At 54.2% G+C, this 17,266-nt stretch carries 14 protein-coding genes and 1 tRNA gene; 10 read left to right on the plus strand and 5 right to left on the minus strand.

Features of this window, described 5'->3' with window-relative positions; all coding sequences use genetic code 11:
* Nucleotides 1-15: 15 nt before the first annotated feature.
* Nucleotides 16-891, minus strand: coding sequence for a UTP--glucose-1-phosphate uridylyltransferase (locus ACRQV7_RS06045; RefSeq protein ID WP_444659822.1), 876 nt, complete (start codon nt 889-891; stop codon nt 16-18).
* A 17-nt stretch (nt 892-908) separates the two neighbouring features.
* Entirely contained in the window at nt 909-1,994 is a 1,086-nt protein-coding gene (locus ACRQV7_RS06050) for an RING finger protein (RefSeq protein WP_444659823.1), read from the minus strand.
* A 340-nt stretch (nt 1,995-2,334) separates the two neighbouring features.
* On the opposite strand from ACRQV7_RS06050, the gene prfB reads away from it, so the two are divergent.
* The gene (gene prfB / locus ACRQV7_RS06055; RefSeq protein ID WP_444659824.1) at nt 2,335-3,462 is read left to right on the plus strand and encodes a peptide chain release factor 2; all 1,128 of its coding nucleotides are present in this window, start codon (nt 2,335-2,337) and stop codon (nt 3,460-3,462) included.
* A gap of 39 nt (nt 3,463-3,501) precedes the next feature.
* Here the strand turns inward: prfB and ACRQV7_RS06060 are convergent, their stop codons facing one another.
* Together ACRQV7_RS06060 and ACRQV7_RS06065 are read right to left on the minus strand one after the other, a co-directional pair.
* A complete protein-coding gene (locus tag ACRQV7_RS06060) occupies nt 3,502-4,497 on the minus strand; it encodes an ATP-binding protein (protein WP_444659825.1) in 996 nt (331 codons plus the stop codon).
* Entirely contained in the window at nt 4,494-5,525 is a 1,032-nt protein-coding gene (locus tag ACRQV7_RS06065) for a DnaD domain protein (RefSeq protein ID WP_444659826.1), read from the minus strand. Before ACRQV7_RS06065 ends, ACRQV7_RS06060 begins: the two co-directional genes overlap by 4 nt.
* 157 nt (nt 5,526-5,682) lie before the next feature.
* Between ACRQV7_RS06065 and ACRQV7_RS06070 the strand changes: the two genes are divergently transcribed.
* From ACRQV7_RS06070 to ACRQV7_RS06105, 8 genes are all read left to right on the plus strand, one after another.
* Nucleotides 5,683-5,758, plus strand: a tRNA-Gly gene (locus ACRQV7_RS06070).
* Nucleotides 5,759-5,900: 142 nt separating this feature from the next.
* Entirely contained in the window at nt 5,901-7,721 is a 1,821-nt protein-coding gene (gene typA / locus ACRQV7_RS06075; RefSeq protein WP_444659827.1) for a translational GTPase TypA, read from the plus strand.
* Between the two features lies 1 nt (nt 7,722).
* On the plus strand, nt 7,723-8,604 hold the full coding sequence (locus ACRQV7_RS06080; protein WP_275713956.1) for a 3'-5' exonuclease: 882 nt from the start codon (nt 7,723-7,725) through the stop codon (nt 8,602-8,604).
* A 158-nt stretch (nt 8,605-8,762) separates the two neighbouring features.
* Complete coding sequence (gene pgeF, locus ACRQV7_RS06085) at nt 8,763-9,605, plus strand: peptidoglycan editing factor PgeF (protein WP_444659828.1); 843 nt, start codon at nt 8,763-8,765, stop codon at nt 9,603-9,605.
* The gene (locus tag ACRQV7_RS06090; protein WP_444659829.1) at nt 9,602-10,501 is read left to right on the plus strand and encodes a radical SAM protein; all 900 of its coding nucleotides are present in this window, start codon (nt 9,602-9,604) and stop codon (nt 10,499-10,501) included. The genes pgeF and ACRQV7_RS06090 overlap by 4 nt, the downstream gene beginning before the upstream one ends.
* A 77-nt stretch (nt 10,502-10,578) precedes the next feature.
* Entirely contained in the window at nt 10,579-11,265 is a 687-nt protein-coding gene (gene trhA / locus ACRQV7_RS06095; protein WP_444659830.1) for a PAQR family membrane homeostasis protein TrhA, read from the plus strand.
* 89 nt (nt 11,266-11,354) lie between these two features.
* Nucleotides 11,355-12,293, plus strand: coding sequence for an alpha/beta fold hydrolase (locus ACRQV7_RS06100; RefSeq protein WP_275713960.1), 939 nt, complete (start codon nt 11,355-11,357; stop codon nt 12,291-12,293).
* Nucleotides 12,294-12,390: 97 nt separating this feature from the next.
* Nucleotides 12,391-13,263, plus strand: coding sequence for a polysaccharide deacetylase family protein (locus ACRQV7_RS06105; protein ID WP_444659831.1), 873 nt, complete (start codon nt 12,391-12,393; stop codon nt 13,261-13,263).
* Nucleotides 13,264-13,267: 4 nt separating this feature from the next.
* On the opposite strand, the gene ACRQV7_RS06110 is transcribed toward ACRQV7_RS06105, so the two are convergent.
* Nucleotides 13,268-15,604: an HAD-IC family P-type ATPase gene (locus tag ACRQV7_RS06110; protein ID WP_444659832.1), complete on the minus strand. Its 2,337-nt coding sequence runs from the start codon at nt 15,602-15,604 to the stop codon at nt 13,268-13,270.
* Between the two features lie 288 nt (nt 15,605-15,892).
* Here ACRQV7_RS06110 and ACRQV7_RS06115 point away from each other — a divergent pair, with 288 nt between their 5' ends.
* Nucleotides 15,893-17,110: an O-antigen ligase family protein gene (locus ACRQV7_RS06115; RefSeq protein ID WP_444659833.1), complete on the plus strand. Its 1,218-nt coding sequence runs from the start codon at nt 15,893-15,895 to the stop codon at nt 17,108-17,110.
* Nucleotides 17,111-17,266 lie beyond the last annotated feature (156 nt).

A 17,266-nucleotide genomic window follows, 5' to 3' on the forward strand; every position in this document is an offset into this window, starting at 1 on the left:
AAGTCAAGACAAAAATTACAGTGTTTTGCAAAGCTCCTTCAGGTACGCCCTGAACGAAGGCCCGACATCCGGGTGCTTCAGCGCAACCTCCACCTGTGCCTGCATGATGCCCAGCTTGTTTCCCATGTCGTAGCGCTTTCCGGTAAAGTCCACCGCGACCATGCCCACGGAGCGGGCCAGCGCGCACATGGCGTCGGTCAGCTGGATTTCCCCGCCCGCGCCCGGCTGGGTCCGGTCCAGAATATCAAAGATATCCGGCGTCAGGACACATCTGCCCAGAATGGAATACAGGGACATGATTTTGTCCGGGGACGGCTTTTCGATCATATCCGTACAGCTGAAGTAGTTATCGTGGATCGGCTCCACCTTCAGGGAGCTGTATTTGGTGATCGCTTCGGCGGTCACCTGCTTCACGCCCAAAACGCCCTTGCCGAACTCGTCGTAAGCCCGGATCAGCTGGCCGCAGGCGGGGTCCTCGCCGATGATGACGTCGTCGCCGTACAGGACCGCGAACGGCTCGTCGCCGACGAAGGAGCGGGCGCAGTTCACCGCGTGGCCAAGGCCGCGGGTTTCCTTCTGACGGACAAAGTAAATGTTCGCCTTGTGGGAGAGATCGATAATTTCCTTTAAAATCTTTTCCTTATCCGGGCCGCCGCTGGTCAGCTTTGCCTCCAGCTCCGGCACACGGTCAAAGTGGTCCTCAATCAATCCCTTGCCGCGGTTGGTAATAATCAGGATATCCGTGATACCGGAACGGACGGCCTCCTCCACAATATACTGGATGGCGGGCTTGTCCACAATCGGCAGCATTTCCTTCGGCATGGATTTGGTTGCCGGCAGCACCCGGGTCCCCAGCCCGGCGGCCGGAATGACAGCTTTTGTTACTTTCATTTTTACACTCCTAATATCTAAAATATTTGAGGCAGATAGAACACGATCATATAACAGATCAAAAGGCCGATTGCCAGTGAAGTGTTCACGCCGCCCTGCTCCTGCAGCTGAATCGCGGCAAGGGTCGCCTCCGGCGTATGACGATGGATCTGCTCGATCTTGCCGATGCAGTGATTCAAATACCACTTGTTCCCGTTAAATCCCACCACCAGCATGATGGCGATCTGGATCAGCGCAATGATGGTCGGCACGCAGAACAGAAGAATCTGCTGGACCGGCTGCTGCGCAAGCTGCTCCGAAACCTGCAGCAGCTGGGAATAGGTGGGCGAAACCGTATCGATGGAAATTCCCTGCTGCTGCATCAGGGATTCCAGCAGCGGCATGGAAAAATTAAGGGACACATAGGTGGAAATCAGGTACAGGACGGTCATGACCGCGGTAATCACGGAACCGATTCTGTACTGTTTGCGGTACAGCATCCAGCCGCCCGAAAACAGGAACGCGCTGAAATTGAAACGGTTTCTGTGAAAACGTTTGAGGTTGAGGAATACCGGCAGATAATACTGGGTATTGCCCTGTACCAGCTTGGCGAGGTCTCCCGCCGGGACGCTGCCGATCGGCTCGTTGGGGTTCACGCCGCCCATCGGGTCAAAGATAAACGGCACCGGCTGGCCCGGCTGACCCGGCGGAAAGGGGCCGCCCGCCTGGGGAAAGCCGTTCTGAGGGAACCCGTTCCGGGGAAAGCCGTTCTGAGGAAAACCGCCGCTTTTGGGGAAACCGGCGACATCCTGCTGGTTCATGGTCAGCGACTGGCCGCAGTGGTCACAGAACATCGCGTTCTGTGAATTCAGACTGCCGCAGCGCGGACAGCGTTTGGTTCTGTTTTCCGCCCCGCTTGCCGCCGGGTCGGCGGACTTCGGTTCCTTCTGCGGGGGAGTCCACGCGGCCGGGGTGCCGTGTTTGTCCGAAAAAACGCATTTGCCCACCTTCGCGTAGCACTCGCGGTGATACGGCGCGCCGCATTCGGGGCAGACGACGATATCGTCGTCCCGTGCAAAAGGTTTTCCGCAGACAGGGCAGTTTAAACCTGTATAGTCAATCATAGTTTATCCTCCCATAATGTAGATATCAGTCCTGTTATATTAAACTATTGTATATAATTTCAAAAGAAACTTCAATAATATATTCAATAAGTTTTCACCTAATTCATAATTGACCGCGCGTCAGGCTTACGTTCGGCGCGGTGTGCGGGGCGTTGTTCCGTAATTTCATCTTTACATTATACACGGAATAATTTATAATTAATAACAATCATTGCATTTTTCACTGAAAGATTCAACAGTGTTTCCCGTCCGTTTCCGGCGGAGGGGAACACGGAATTATGCGATAAGCGGATTGAAATCCCGTAATGGAAAAATCATAATTTATTTGAAGGATGATAATATGCTGCAGTTTGAAGAAATGAAGCTTGCTTTGCAGGAGCTGGAGCCGGATCTGAACGATCTGGCGGAAGCGCTTGGGCTGGAAGGCATGCGGGAAGAGATTGCGAAGCTCGACGAAAAAGCCGCCCAGCCCGGCTTCTGGGACGACATGAGCACTTCTCAAAAGGTTTTGCAGCGTTCCAGTATGCTGAAAAATAAGGCTGCCGCGTATGAACGGCTGAAAAATTCGTACGGCGATACGCTGGCATTGATAGAGCTTGCCAATGAGGAAGGGGATTTGTCCCTTTTGCCCGAAGCGCAGGAGGAACTGAAAAAATTTCAGGATGAGCTGGAAGCGCAGCGCCTTTCCACGCTGCTGACCGGGGAATACGACGGCAAGAACGCAATCCTGACGTTCCACGCGGGCGCCGGCGGCACGGAGGCGCAGGACTGGGCGGAAATGCTGTACCGCATGTACTGCCGCTGGGGCGAGCGCCACGGCTACAAGGTGGAAACGCTGGACTATCTGGACGGCGAAGAAGCGGGGCTGAAAAGCGCCAGTATCCTGATCGAGGGCATCAACGCCTACGGCTTCCTGAAGAGCGAAGCGGGCGTGCACAGGCTTGTCCGCGTATCCCCGTTCGACGCCTCCGGCAGGAGGCACACCTCGTTTGCCTCCCTGGAAGTGATGCCGGAAATCGACGACGACGTGGAGGTCCAGATCAACCCCGAGGACATCAAAATGGACGTTTACCGCGCGAGCGGCGCGGGCGGACAGAAGGTCAACAAGACCTCCTCCGCGGTGCGCCTGACCCATATCCCCACGGGAATCGTGGTGTCCTGCCAGGTGGAGCGCAGCCAGTACCAGAACCGCGACGTGGCGATGAGAATGTTGAAATCCAAGCTGGTCGAAATCAAGGAGCGTGAAAATCTGGAGCGCATCGAGGACATCAAGGGCGTCCAGAAGGAAATCGCGTGGGGCTCGCAGATCCGTTCCTATGTCTTTATGCCCTATACATTGGTAAAGGACCACCGCACCGGCTTTGAGTCGGGCAATATCAACGCCGTGATGGACGGCGATCTGGACGGCTTTATCAACGCCTACCTGAAAGCGCAGAGCCTGGACGCTCTCGGCGAAAATACCGAATAAAATAAGCAAGGGGCTGCGTAACGCAGCCCCCGTTTTGTTTTAGCACTGACTTCTCAGCAGCTTCTGCAGCCGGTTGTCCCGTCCGCTGAAAAGGACGCGCACATAATCCCCCATGATTCTGGAAGCAAAGCGTTCCGTGTACCGCTCCTGCAGCTCCTGGATGGAAAGGTTTGTGCTGATGATGGTCGGCTTCTGGGTCATCAGCCGCGTGTTGACGATGTTGTAGATTTCGGCGCAGGAAAACGCGGTCCGGAATTCCGTGCCCAGGTCGTCCAGGATCAGCAGGTCGCAGTCCAGGATCATGCTGCCGGTGTTTCCCTCGTCGCGGCCGAAATGTTCCCGTTCCAGCTTGGTAATCATGTTGTTGACGGAACAGTAAACCACGCCGAAGCCTTTCTGGATGGCCGCGTTGGCAATGGCGAGCGACAGATGCGTCTTGCCCAGCCCCGTAGCGCCCTGCATCATCAGGCTGGGGGAGGAGGGGGAAAAGCTGTCCGCGTATCGGCGGCAGTTGCGGTACACGCCTTCCATGATGCTGCGCGGGGACCTTGCCGTGTCGCCTTCGGCTTTGTCCGGATAAAAATCCAGTGAAAAGCTTTCAAAGGTGGAGAGCTTCAGCGGCGTAAGGGCGTTTAAGGAATCATAGGCCTGCGCGCGGAGGAGCTTCTTCATGCATTCGCACATCCTGCCGTCAACGTACCCGGTGTCGCCGCAGAGCCTGCAGGCATACTCCGGCTCCAGATAATGCTCGTCGTAGCCGAAGGAATTCAGCTTTTCCTTTAATTGGCTCTGAAGGGCCAGATTTTGCGCTTTTAGCCGGGTGAGCTGCTCTCTGGCGCTGCCGCCGCCCAAAACCGCCCTTGCCGCGGCGATTGCCGTGCGCGACAGGACGGACTCGATTTCGGCGGCTTCCGGGCAGATTCCGTAAAACGCCGCCTTTCGCTGCGCGGCCGTGTCCTCCGCTTTTTTACGGCGTTCGGCAAGAATCTGTTCCGCGCTTTCGTAAATCTTCCTGCTGTAGCCCAATGCGATCACTTCCTGTCAAAATTGTCAAAAACGCTGGAACGCTCGTATTCTTCGATATCATAGGAGGTTTTCTGCGGCTTGGTGATTTTGCGCGCGGCCGCCCTTTGCTCCTTGTCCTTCTGCGCCTGCTCCAGAGTGGAAATGCCTTCCCGGTTCCAGCGCTCCAGAATCTTGTTCATATAGCTGATGCTGAATTTTCCGGTGTTGTCCACGCTGCGCTCATACGCCTCGTGAATCAGCGGAAGAGTAAACTTCCACTGCATGACCCAGACCGAGGCGAACGCCTGCTCCTTGGTGGAAGGCGCGCGGTGGGGAATACCTGCTGCCTGCTCTACCACCCGCCACGCCTTTTGGCTTTCGTCCAGCCTGCGCAGCTTTTCCTCCGCCTTTTCATGGGTGAAGATTTCCTCGTCGGCCCAGTTCATGGCTACCTTCTCTATGTAACGGGTGTTTGCCTTGCCGATGCTGACCACATACTGCAGTAGCATGATGATCACGTCCGCGGGCAGCCCGAAATCATCGTGCAGCATCAGGAGCATGGCGGAGTCCCCGTTGGAAATCAGCCGTCCGAGAATCTGCTCGGCCTCCTGCATCAGGCAGGCGATTTCCGTCGATTCGCCGATCCTTTTCGCGACAAAGGCGTTGTCGGGCTTTTGCGGGCGGGAAAGCAGCTTGCGCGGTTTTTCGGCGGGCGACGCCTCGGGCTTTTCCGGTTCGCGTTCCGGCTCTTTTTCCTTCGGGCCAGCTTCTTTATTTTCAGGTATAGCCTCCGTTTTTTCCGGAGGCGACAGTTCTTTGTTCTTTTCGCAGAAAAGCCCCGTCTGCTGCCAGTACAGCATGGCGTCGGCAACGTCGGCCTTGTCGATGCACAGCGCTTTCGCAATATCCGCCGCTTCAAAGGGATCGCCCGCGTGGCGAAGCTCCCATAAAAGCACCTTCAGCTGGACGGAACCGGCCAGCTTGATATGTTGGTCAACTACGGAGCAAGGCACCGCGAAAACGGAGTTCCAGTCTCCGAGATTAATGGAATAACTCATAGAGGGTCACCTTTCCCTAACAATTCGGTTTTAGTCTTGTCTGTTATTATAGCATAAGGATGCGAAATAGGGAATTGAAAAAAGGGGGAGAATATTTTTGAAAATTCCCTTGACAAAAGGTCAGGTTTTGTCATATAATTATTCACGCACCAAATCTGCGAATGTAGCTCATCTGGTAGAGCGCCACCTTGCCAAGGTGGAGGTAGCGAGTTCGAGCCTCGTCGTTCGCTCCAATATTGCGAAGCGCCGGTATACTGCCGGCGCTTTTTTGTTGGGTAGGCCCGCGTTTTATTCGCGGCGCTTATTCACAAACCTATGGGAATGTGATATAATATTAAAGTTTTGTGAACTTAGATTAAAGAGGGAATATCAATTATGGATTTAAGAAATGACATTCGAAATGTTGCAATTATCGCACACGTCGACCACGGAAAAACCACGCTGGTCGATCAGCTGCTGAAACAAAGCGGCATTTTCCGTGCCAATGAGAATGTTGCGGAGCGGGTCATGGACTCCAACGACCTTGAGCGCGAACGCGGCATCACCATCCTTTCCAAAAATACGGCTGTCATGTACGACGGCGTCAAAATTAATATCGTGGACACTCCGGGACACGCTGATTTCGGCGGCGAGGTGGAACGTATCCTGATGATGGTGGACGGCGTCCTGCTTCTGGTGGACGCGTTTGAGGGCTGTATGCCGCAGACGCGCTTCGTGCTGAAAAAGGCGCTCGGCCTCGGCAAAAAACCGCTGGTGGTAGTCAACAAGATCGACCGTCCGGGCGCGAGGCCGGCGGAGGTTGTGGACGAGGTGCTCGACCTGTTTATTGAGCTGGGCGCCAATGACGACCAGCTGGAATTCCCGGTCGTTTACGCTTCCGGCCGCGACGGCTACTCCACTCTGGACCCGGATGTGCCGGGGAAGGATATGACCCCGCTCTTCGACGCCATCCTTCAGTATATCCCCGCGCCGCAGGGCGATCTGAACGGGCCGACACAGGTCCTGTTTTCCAATATCGACTACGACGACTACGTCGGCAGGATCGGGATCGGGCGCGTGGAGCGCGGCGAGGTCCACAGCGGGGAAAACGTCGTCCTTTGCTGCCGTGACGGCGAGCAGAAGAATGTAAAGGTTGCCAAGCTGTATCAGTTTGAGGGCTTGAAGCGGGTGGAGGTGCAGGAAGCTAAGCTGGGCGATCTGGTCGCCGTTTCCGGCATTACCGGACTGAATATCGGGGAAACCGCCTGCGCACCGGACTGTATTGAGCCGCTGCCCTTTGTTAAGATAGACGAGCCCACCGTTTCGATGATGTTCATGGTCAACAACAGCCCATTCGCCGGAAGAGAGGGAAAATACGTCACTTCGCGCAACCTGCGCGACCGCCTCTTTAAAGAGGTGGAAACCAATGTCGCCATGCGTGTGGAAGAGACCGACTCCGCGGATACCTTTAAGGTGTCCGGGCGCGGCGAGCTGCACCTTTCCATCTTGATCGAGCAGATGCGCCGCCAGAACTACGAGTTTCAGGTTTCCGCGCCGCACGTGATCTATAAGACCATCGACGGAAAAAAATGCGAGCCGATGGAACTGCTCATGATCGAAGTGCCCGACAGCTACGTCGGCGCCGTCATGGAAAAGCTGGGCAACCGCAAGGCCGAACTGCTCAACATGGGTACGCGCGACACCGGCATGACCCATCTCGAGTTCAAGATTCCGGCCCGCTGCCTGATGGGCTACCGTCAGGAATTTTTAACGGACACCAACGGCAACGGAATCATGAACAATGTGTTTGATTCCTATGAGCCGTATAAGGGCGATGTACAGACGCGCGCGCAGGGTTCGCTGATCGCGCACGAAACCGGCGAGTCCACCGGCTACGGCCTTTTCTACGCGCAGGACCGCGGCCGCCTGTTTATCGGGCCGGGCGTTGAGGTGTACGAGGGCATGATTGTCGGCGCCAGCCCGAAATCCGACGATATCGTCGTCAATATCTGTAAGAAGAAGCATGTTACCAATACCCGCGCCTCCGGTTCGGACGATGCTTTGAAGCTCACTCCGCACACGGTTTTAAGTCTGGAACAGAGCCTTGAGTTTATCCGCAACGATGAACTGGTCGAGGTGACGCCAAAAAGCATCCGCATGCGTAAGATGGTACTGAGCAAAGAGCTTCGGATGAAACAGGCGAGTAAAAATAAATGATATGAGTTTTGTAATACTTGATTTGGAATGGAACGGAACCTACAACCGCCGGCTCAAGGGCTTTATGAACGAGATCATTGAGTTCGGCGCGGTAAAGGTGGACCGTGACCTGAACGTGGTCGATACCTTTGAGGCCCTGATCCGTCCGCAGGTCGGCAAGAAAATCAGCGGGAAGATCAAGACGCTGACCAGTATTACCAACGAGGACCTGAAGGACGGGCTGCAGTTCATGCAGGTTGTGAGCCGGTTCCGGAAATGGGCGGGCGACGCGGTGTTCATGACGTGGGGTACGTCGGATGTCCTTGCGCTGATTGAAAACTGCCGCTACTTTTGCGGCAACGAGCGTATCCCCTTCCTGAAGCGCTATGTGGATCTTCAGGCCTACTGCGAAAAGAGGCTCGATTACGACCCGGCGAAGCAAATGGGCCTGAGTACTTCCGCACAGCTGCTGGATATCGACGAGGATGGCTTTGACCATCACCGTGCTTTGGGAGACAGCCTGCTGTCTCTGCGATGTTTTCAGAAGCTGTATGCCCCCGGGCAGCTGGAACCGTTTATTCAGGACGCGACAACGGATGAGTTTTACAACCGGATCCTTTTCAAGACGCTGATTGTCTGCGATCTGAACAACCCGCTGATCAAACGGAGCGATATGCATTTCAAATGCGATCTCTGCGGAGGGCGGGCGCACAGGACGAGCGAATGGCAGCTCAAGAACAAGAGCTACCGCGCGGAGTTCATCTGCTGGCACTGTCACCGCAGGTTTTACGGCCGGGTGCAGTTCAAGCTGAAATACGAGGGCATGGTTGTAAAAAAGACGATCCTTCCGGTCAATGCCGAAAAGGATAAAACGGAGGACGAAGGGCCTCAAGAGGAGAGCTGAAAGCTCTCCTCTTTTTTTACGCCCGGATTTGCATTCCCCTTTTTGTTATGCTAAAATCATACTGATTTTTTATGGAATATCCTGAGAGAGCTTTCCCAGCCTGGGCGGGCTCGCATAGACCCGTTTCAGGCGGGAATAACCAATCTACGGAGGGTATTATGAGCGATAACGGTAAAAATATGGAGCTGCGGCAAAAAGACGGTGTTGTCTTTCTGACTTTTCCCTCTTTTGAAAAATACGGCTTCGTCAATCACGCCTTTTCCACCCGGACCGGCGGTGTGAGCGAAGGGGAATACGCTTCTATGAACCTGAATTTCGGACGGGGCGACAGCGACGAAAACGTGGTGCGGAATTTTCAGAGGTTTTGTTCCGCGGCGGGCTTCGATTATTCCACGCTGGTTGCGTCGGCCCAAGACCACCACACGATTGTGCGCCGGGTGGGGCCGGAACACCGCGGAACAGGCGTCTGGAAGCCGAAGGACAGGAACAGCGTGGACGGACTGATCACCAATGAAACAAACGTGACCCTGACCACTTTTTACGCCGACTGCGTGCCGCTGTTCTTTCTCGACCCGGAGCGCCGCGCGATCGGCCTTGCCCACGCGGGCTGGCGCGGTACCGTTGCCAAAATGGGGGCCGAAATGGTCAAAGCCATGGTCCGGGAGTTCGGCAGCAGCCCGAAGGAGCTCCTTGCCGCCGTCGGGCCGTCCATCGGCCCGTGCTGCTTTGAGGTGGATGCCCCCGTCTACAGGGAATTTGCCGCGCTGACCGAAATCCGTCCGCACGAATTCATCGTTGAGAAAGGCGGGGGAAAATATACGATCGATTTATGGGAGGCCAACCGGCGCATCCTCATGGAAGCGGGCGTGCCCGCACAGAATATCGAGGTGGCGCAGCTCTGCACAAAATGCAACGCGCAGTGGCTCTGGTCCCACCGGGCCAGCGGGGGAAAACGAGGGGGCCTTGCCGCGATGATGTGCCTGAAGGGGGAAAAAGCATGACAACGGAGCGTTGTATGCTGTGTCCGCGCGCCTGCAAAGCCAAACGGACGGAAACCGAAGGAGCCGGGTTCTGCGGGCTGGGGACCGATCCAGTCGTCGCCCGCGCGGCGCTGCATTTTTGGGAGGAACCCTGTATCAGCGGAAAACGCGGCTCCGGTACGGTCTTTTTTACCGGCTGCTGCATGAAATGCGTGTTCTGCCAGAATTACCGGATCAGCACCGAAAAGGCGGTGGGGAAAACAGTCGGTGTACAGGAGCTTGCGGATATTTTCGACCGCCTTGCCGAACAGGGCGCGCACAACCTCAATCTGGTCAGCCCCACACAGTTTGTCCCCGCCGTCATCGAGGCTTTGAAGCTCCGGAAATCCCGGATTCCGGTCGTGTACAATTCCGGCGGCTACGAAAGCCTGGAAACGCTGAAGCTGCTGGAGGGACTGATCGATATCTATCTTCCCGATCTGAAATACACGGATGACCCGATTGCCCTGAAATATTCCGGCGCGCCGGACTACGCGGAACGCGCGAAGGCCTGCGTGCTGGAAATGGCGCGGCAGACCGGCCCGGCCCAATTTGACGACGAGGGGATGATGACGCGCGGCACGATCGTGCGGCACCTGATTCTGCCGGGCAATACGCGCAATTCCCTTGCCGTTCTGGACTGGCTGGGCGAAAATCTGCCGGACGGGGCGCTTGTCAGCCTGATGGCGCAGTATGTGCCCTGCGGAAAAGCGGCGGATTACCCCGAAATCAACCGCAGAATTACAAAACGGGAATATCAAAAGGTTCAGGAGCATCTGTTCCGTTTGAATCTGGACGGCTTCGTGCAGGAAATGGAATCGGCGAGCCGGAGCTTTATTCCTCCTTTTAATCTGGAAGGCGTTTCGGCAGGCTCTTGACAAACGGAAAGCGTCGTTGTAAACTGTTATATAGTTTTTAATACTACATAAAATAATTTATGATAGAAGTTGATATTATGAACGATAACAGTATGAGCAAATCCGAATGGAGGACCGCACGCCGCAAAGAGCTGGAGCTTCCCAGTTATACCATGACGGAGGAAGTGATCAACGCCGCCACGCACGGGGTCGGGGCCGGTCTTGCGATAGCGGGCTTTGCTGCGCTCCTGGTCAACGGGCGCCCCGATCCGCTGACGCTTGCCGCGGATTCCGTCTTCGGCGTAACCATGATCCTGCTGTATACGGTTTCCACGCTTTATCACGCGCTCGGGGTCTGCCCGGGAAAAAAAATCTGCCAGATACTCGACCATTGCACCATTTTTCTTTTGATTGCGGGAACCTACACGCCGATTTCGCTGCTGTGCTTCGGCGGGGTTACGGGCTGGGTCATGTTTTCGATTGTCTGGACGGTGGCCGTTGTCGGCATCGTGCTCAACGCGATCGATCTCAAGCGCTTCAAAACGTTTTCCATGATTTGTTATCTGGCCCTCGGCTGGCTTGTGATCTTCTTTTTCAAGCCGCTGCTCACGCACCTTGACCCGGGCGCTATTTTTGACCTGATTGCCGGCGGCGTGTTTTACACAGTCGGCGCGGTGATTTACGGAGTGGGGAAAAAAGTCAAGTATATGCACTCCGTGTGGCATTTGTTTGTGCTTGGTGGAACCATTTTTCATTATTTGGTCATTTATCATATTTCCGTATAAATTTGTTTACAAATCGTATCACATTTTCCTCTTTTTCTGCGATATAATGAATACACAGAATACAATCGCAGCATGAAGAGGTGACGCAATTGGATATTGTAGAAAGACAGATGTCTTTTGATTCCTGTGCAGATGACGAAAGGATTTTTGCACGGATTATGGAGCCTGCCGATCAGGCGGATGTCCGGGCTGTGCTGCAGATTGCTCATGGAATGGCGGAGCACAGCCTCCTTTACATGGATTTTGCCCGCCAAATGGCTAAAGGCGGCTACGCCGTGGCCATCAACGATCATCTTGGCCATGGAAAATCGGTTTCGGCTGGCGGGGCGTACGGTTATTTCGGCAAAGGCGGCTGTCAGAACCTTGTAAAAGACATGCATAAGCTGTATGCCCTGATCCGCAAGGATTATCCCGATGTGCCGTATGTGCTGATGGGACACAGCATGGGTTCTTTTCTGGCCCGTTCCTACGCCGCCCAATACGGCGAGGAGCTGGACGGGGTGATTTATATGGGTACCTGCGGCAGTCCCGGCTCGGGGGTGCTTACCGCCCAGAAACGGCTCGGCGACGCCATTGTCAAAAAGAAGGGCGAAAAAAGCCACGATCCGCTTTTTGCAAAGCTTTCCACCGTGAAATACAACAAGGCCTTTGCGCCGTTTATGACGCCGAACGACTGGATTTCGCGCGATGAGGCCGAGGTGGAGAAATATACGAAAGACCCGCTCTGCGGGTTTGACCTGACTGTTTCCGGCTACCGGGATATCGTTTACCTGCAGGCTGAGATCAGTTCTTCCCGCTGGTTTAAGAAGATGCCGAAAATTCCCATTTTGTTGCTGTCGGGCGAAAAAGACCCCGTCGGCGATTTTGGAAAAGGGGTCAAACAGGTTGCGGCAAGGCTCAGGAGAACCGGCCACGATGTCCGCTTGGTTCTATATCCCGGGGCGCGTCACGCGCTTCTGAGCGAAACCAATAAACAGGAAGTCTATGGTGAAATAGAAAACTTTCTTGTGTCCGTAACAAAAAAATAAACTCCCAAAGGAAACAGGGCAAAGCCAACGCTTTGCCCTGTCCTTTTGTGATATCTGCCGGTCGTGCTCCATATATTTCCATAGGAGGAGAATTCCTATGTTTGTAACTGTCCGCATGAACCGCAGGCTGTCCCTGATGTTATTCACCACGGCGGCCATTGTGCTGATCATCGCCTTCGGCGCGGTGAACCCCGCCAAAGCGACGGATAACGGCAAGGGGATCAAGCTGCCTGTCCTGATGTATCACAGTATGCTGAAAGACAAATCCTATCAGGGCGTGTATGTGGTTTCACCGGATATCTTTGAAAAGGATCTCCAGTATCTCCGGAAAAAAGGCTATACTGCGGTTGCCGTACAGGACTTGCTGGATTATGTAAATCAGAAGAAGCCGCTGCCGTCCAAACCCGTGATGATCACGTTTGACGACGGGTACTACAACAATTATCTATACGCTTATCCTCTTGTTAAAAAATACAATATGAAAATGGTGCTTTCCCCGATCGGCTACTATACCGACCTGTTTTCCGACAGCGTCAGCGCGGAGCACGCCAATTATTCACACTGCACCTGGGACGAACTGAATGAAATGATCGCATCCGGCCGGGTGGAAATTCAGAATCATACCTATAATCTTCATGAAAACAAAAACGGCCGGCTCGGGGCCGGGATGAAACGTGGAGAAAGCGTCAGCAGCTACACCTCCCTTCTGACAGAGGACCTCAGCAAAATGCAGGGGGAAGTAAAAGAGAATACCGGCCATACTCCCAGCGCGTTTGTTTATCCGTTCGGCGCCATCAGCGGCGCGTCGGTACCGATCATCCGGAAGCTCGGCTTTCAGGCCAGCCTGACCTGCGAGAGCCGGATGAACTATATTACGGAGGACCCCGAATGCCTTTATGGCCTCGGCAGGTACCTCCGGCCCGGAAAAATGACGACGGAGGCCTACTTCCGGAAAATCAAGCTGGACTGAGGGCCTAATTCCCGATTTTTTTCATGATCACTTTTTCAATCATATGCAGGATGACGGTCATCAGGCTTGTGGCCGCCAGCACCATGGGCACCAGCACCAGCACCATGGGCAGGGTCAGGTCCACCACGGCAAAAAACGGCTGGAAGAAAACCAGCGCGATGATAAAAGCGGAGGCCATGACGGAAAATAACGCGGCATGCTTCAGATTGAACGGCATGCAGACTTTAAATAAGGTCATCAGGCCGGTATATCCGGTAATGATCACGGCAAGCGTGGAGATTTGCTCCTGTGTAAAATTCAGGAAGCCGGAAAGAAGCACAAGCAGAACGATGTTCAGCGCCATCGTCAGCGCGCCCGGCAGCGCTTTTTTGATCACGTTGACAATAAACCTGCCCCGGATCCGTTCCCGGTTGGGTTCGAGCGCCAGGATAAACGACGGGTATCCGATGGTCACGGCGTTGATCAGCGTAAACTGAATCGGCTGGAAAGGATAGTCGCAGCTGCAGAAGATGAACAGCACCGCGATGATCGCGGAAAATATCGCTTTTACAAGAAACAGGGAGGCCGAGCGCTGCAGGTTGTTGACGGAACGGCGCCCCTCGTTGACGATGCGGGGCATGCTTGCGAAATCCGAATCCAGAAGAACCACCTGCGAAACCGTTTTGGAAGCGTCGCTGCCGGAGGCCATCGCGATGCTGCAGTCGCTTTCCTTTAAGGCGAGCACGTCGTTCACGCCGTCGCCGGTCATGGCGACCGTGTGTCCCCGCTCTTTTAACGCTTTGATCAGGTCGAGCTTCTGCTGCGGCGTAACGCGCCCGAATACGGAGTATCCCGCCGACGCTTCTTTCAGCTCTTCATAGGTTTTCAGCGTGGTCGCGTCAATATAGCTGTCGGCCCTTCTCAGCCCTGCCTTTTTGGCGATATTGGCGACCGTGACCGCGTTGTCGCCGGAAATCACTTTCAGATCGACGCCCTGGGAAGAAAAGTATTCCAGGGTCTTTTTGGCGTTCTTGCGGATTCTGTCGCTCAGGAGGATCAGCGCAAGGGGAGAGATGCCGGCGGGCGGCTCTCCGCCGTCCAGCGGGTGCTTGCTGTGGGCCAGAAGCAGTACGCGCTGCCCCCGGGAGGAATATTTTTCAACCTCCGGCCTGATCTGTTCAAAATCGTCCTTCAGGACAAACTCGCCCGCGCCCACAAGAAAGCTGCCCGCTTCCTGAAAGCTCGCCCCGCTCCATTTCCGGGCGGAAGAAAACGCGACCGTATTTGTGCATTTCCACGCGGGGGGCCTGCGGTCCAGCGCCTTCAGGGCGTTGGAGGTCGGATTGTCGTCATTGACCGCATTCATCACCGCGGCGACCGCGTCCTCGACCTCCTGCCGGGAAATGCCGCACAGGGGGACGACGGCGTCCACCTGCATGGTTCCCTCCGTAATGGTTCCCGTTTTATCCAGGCAGAGCGTATCGACGCGGGCGAGGGTCTCGATGGAATAGAGGTCCTGCACCAATGCCTTGTGGCGGGCCAGGCGCAGCACGCTCACCGCCAGCACGACGCTGGTCAGAAGGACAAGCCCCTCCGGAATCATGCCGATCAGCGCGGCCACGGTGCTGACGACCGCGCGGTCGAAGGGTTGTCCGGAAATATAGACCTGTTTATAAAACAGCATCAGGCCGATCGGGATGATGGAAAACCCGGTGTATTTGATGATTTTATTGATCCATGTCATGATTTCGGAATTCGGTTTTTTCAGGTATTTGGCGCTTTTCGTAATTTTTGCCGCGTAATTTTCGGCGCCGATATGTTCGACCTTCGCAAGGCAGCTTCCGCTTCCGATAAAGCTTCCGCTCAGAAGACGGTCGCCGCTTTTTTTGACGATCAGGTCGGCTTCGCCCGTAATCAGCGCCTCGTTGACCTCGCATTCGCCGTCCGCGATCACACAGTCGGCGCAGACCTGATTTCCGGAGGAAAGCACCATTATGTCGTCCAGCACCAGCTCGCTGACGGGAAGGTCCTGCTTGACGCCGCCGCGCAGGACATGCGCTTTCGGCGCGGCGATCAGCTTCAGCCGGTCGATCGTCTTTTTCGCCTTGATTTCCTGAATGGTTCCGATCAGGATGTTCGAAAAAATGACGCCCATAAACAACAGGTTCTTGTAGGAACCCACCATTAAAATCAAGCCCGCGAGAATGGTATTTACTATATTGAAGGGCGTGATCAGGTTGCCGTTAATAATTTGTCCGACCGTTTTGGTTTTTATTTCTTCTGTGCCGTTCACCAGACCCTGCCGGCGCCGCGCTTCCGCTTCTTCTTCCGACAGCCCGGAAATTTTGCTTGCATCCATCATGAATTTATCCCCGTCCGTGTATTAATCTTAATGAAATTCATTATACTATAGTCAGCCGCTTTTTTGTCATAGTAATAAATATTTGAAAAAAACTTCAAAATTTCGCAACAATTTCCGTCAAAATCACCAAATTGTAATGTGACCAAGCGGAATATTCGATTGATAATTTACCTTGTTTCGTATTTGCATTATGAGTATAATTAAGCGGTATTAGATATCGTGGATGAATTGGGTCCACCGTTTAACAGTGTAGGAATATGTGAAGAAAGGGGTCTGGCCCTTATCAGCATGATCAACATTGATTTTCAGAAGACAAAGCTGCCTGTCCGTGATTTTGACAGTTTGCTCGTTTTGCTGCTGACAGTCTCTATTTTTACTCCCTTTTATTTCAGCGTTGCCGTAACCTGCGGGATCGCCGTGATGACGATGATGAACTGCAAAAAAAGGACGAAAGCTTTTTCGTCTCCGTACTCCAAATATCTGCTCGGCTTTTTAATCATACCCTTTTTTGTGTCCGCCACCTATAACAATTACTGGGGCATGCTCTATGCCATTGTGATTCTGGCCGCCGCGACCTGCGCCTTCTATGTCAAAAGCGTCATGACGCGCCAGCTTTTCGATCAGGTCATGGATGTGTCCTGCATTGCGAGTATCTGGTGCGCGATGATCGCGGTTTTTCAGAAGATCACCGCTTACGGCGCCGCGCCCCGGTACCGCCCGGTTTCCGCGTTCCACAACGCGAACTGCTACGGCATGATGATTGAATTTATTATCATTATTGCCATCTATCGGATTTTTACAAAGGCAAAGAACAAAAACTTTTATCTGGGCGTTATCGGCATCAATCTGGTCGGGCTTTACCTGTCAGCGAGCCTTTCGGCCTTTGTCGCCACCGCGTGCGCGGTTATGACCGTGCTGCTTTACAAAAAGAGATACCGACTGGCGGGCGGTCTGGTGTTGCTTGCGGCTGCGTTTATTTCCGTCAGCCTTATTTTTCCGTCGATTTTCCCAAGGGGCCTTGAAGCGATCGACAGCACCTGCGGGCAGCGGATTTCAATTTGGACAACCGCGATCAAGGGAATTGTACGCCATCCGTTTTTGGGAACCGGCGCGCTTTCCTATCAGATGATCTGTGAGCAGCTGGGCGGGTACAAAACCTACCACTGCCATAATCTGCTGTTGGATACCCTGTTGAATTTCGGTTTTATCGGGTTCGGCGCAATCGGTTTTTATGTGGCTATGCAGCTGAAACTGCTGGCTTTGCGGTTTAAGAACAATCTGGGCAGAGATCTGAATATTCTTGTCCTTGCCGCCGTCGTTGCGGTCTCCGTGCACGGCCTTACCGACGTTACGATTTTCTGGATTCAGACGGGAATGATGTTCCTGCTGATGTTCTCGTCGACGGGCATCGGGTCGGAGTACCTCGAGCGCAAGTTGCGTCTGCCTTCGCTCATTCCGGACTACGCCGAGGACGTCAAGGCACAGCCTGTCTACCTGAAAAACTGATTTTCTGGTTTGGTCTTGACTTATCGAAGAAAAGAGACTATCATCTGCTTGTAGTTGAATAGCATGTGATAGCAATACGGTTTATTGTCCCCCTGCCTCACAAAATCCGGCAGGGGGATTTCTATGCTTGATTCATACCCGAAAGAGAGGTGCGAA

The organism is Caproiciproducens lactatisolvens, from assembly GCF_052443335.1.
Classification (GTDB): Bacteria; Bacillota; Clostridia; order Oscillospirales; family Acutalibacteraceae; genus Caproiciproducens.

Coding starts and splice junctions, on each gene's coding strand:
- ACRQV7_RS06110 (WP_444659832.1), bottom strand. CDS start 15,604: ATGATGGATGCAAGCAAAATTTCCGGGCTGTCGGAAGAAGAAGCGGAA.
- ACRQV7_RS06080 (WP_275713956.1), top strand. CDS start 7,723: ATGAGTTTTGTAATACTTGATTTGGAATGGAACGGAACCTACAACCGC.
- trhA (WP_444659830.1), top strand. CDS start 10,579: ATGAACGATAACAGTATGAGCAAATCCGAATGGAGGACCGCACGCCGC.
- typA (WP_444659827.1), top strand. CDS start 5,901: ATGGATTTAAGAAATGACATTCGAAATGTTGCAATTATCGCACACGTC.
- pgeF (WP_444659828.1), top strand. CDS start 8,763: ATGAGCGATAACGGTAAAAATATGGAGCTGCGGCAAAAAGACGGTGTT.
- ACRQV7_RS06090 (WP_444659829.1), top strand. CDS start 9,602: ATGACAACGGAGCGTTGTATGCTGTGTCCGCGCGCCTGCAAAGCCAAA.
- ACRQV7_RS06115 (WP_444659833.1), top strand. CDS start 15,893: ATGATCAACATTGATTTTCAGAAGACAAAGCTGCCTGTCCGTGATTTT.
- ACRQV7_RS06045 (WP_444659822.1), bottom strand. CDS start 891: ATGAAAGTAACAAAAGCTGTCATTCCGGCCGCCGGGCTGGGGACCCGG.
- ACRQV7_RS06050 (WP_444659823.1), bottom strand. CDS start 1,994: ATGATTGACTATACAGGTTTAAACTGCCCTGTCTGCGGAAAACCTTTT.
- prfB (WP_444659824.1), top strand. CDS start 2,335: ATGCTGCAGTTTGAAGAAATGAAGCTTGCTTTGCAGGAGCTGGAGCCG.
- ACRQV7_RS06065 (WP_444659826.1), bottom strand. CDS start 5,525: ATGAGTTATTCCATTAATCTCGGAGACTGGAACTCCGTTTTCGCGGTG.
- ACRQV7_RS06105 (WP_444659831.1), top strand. CDS start 12,391: ATGTTTGTAACTGTCCGCATGAACCGCAGGCTGTCCCTGATGTTATTC.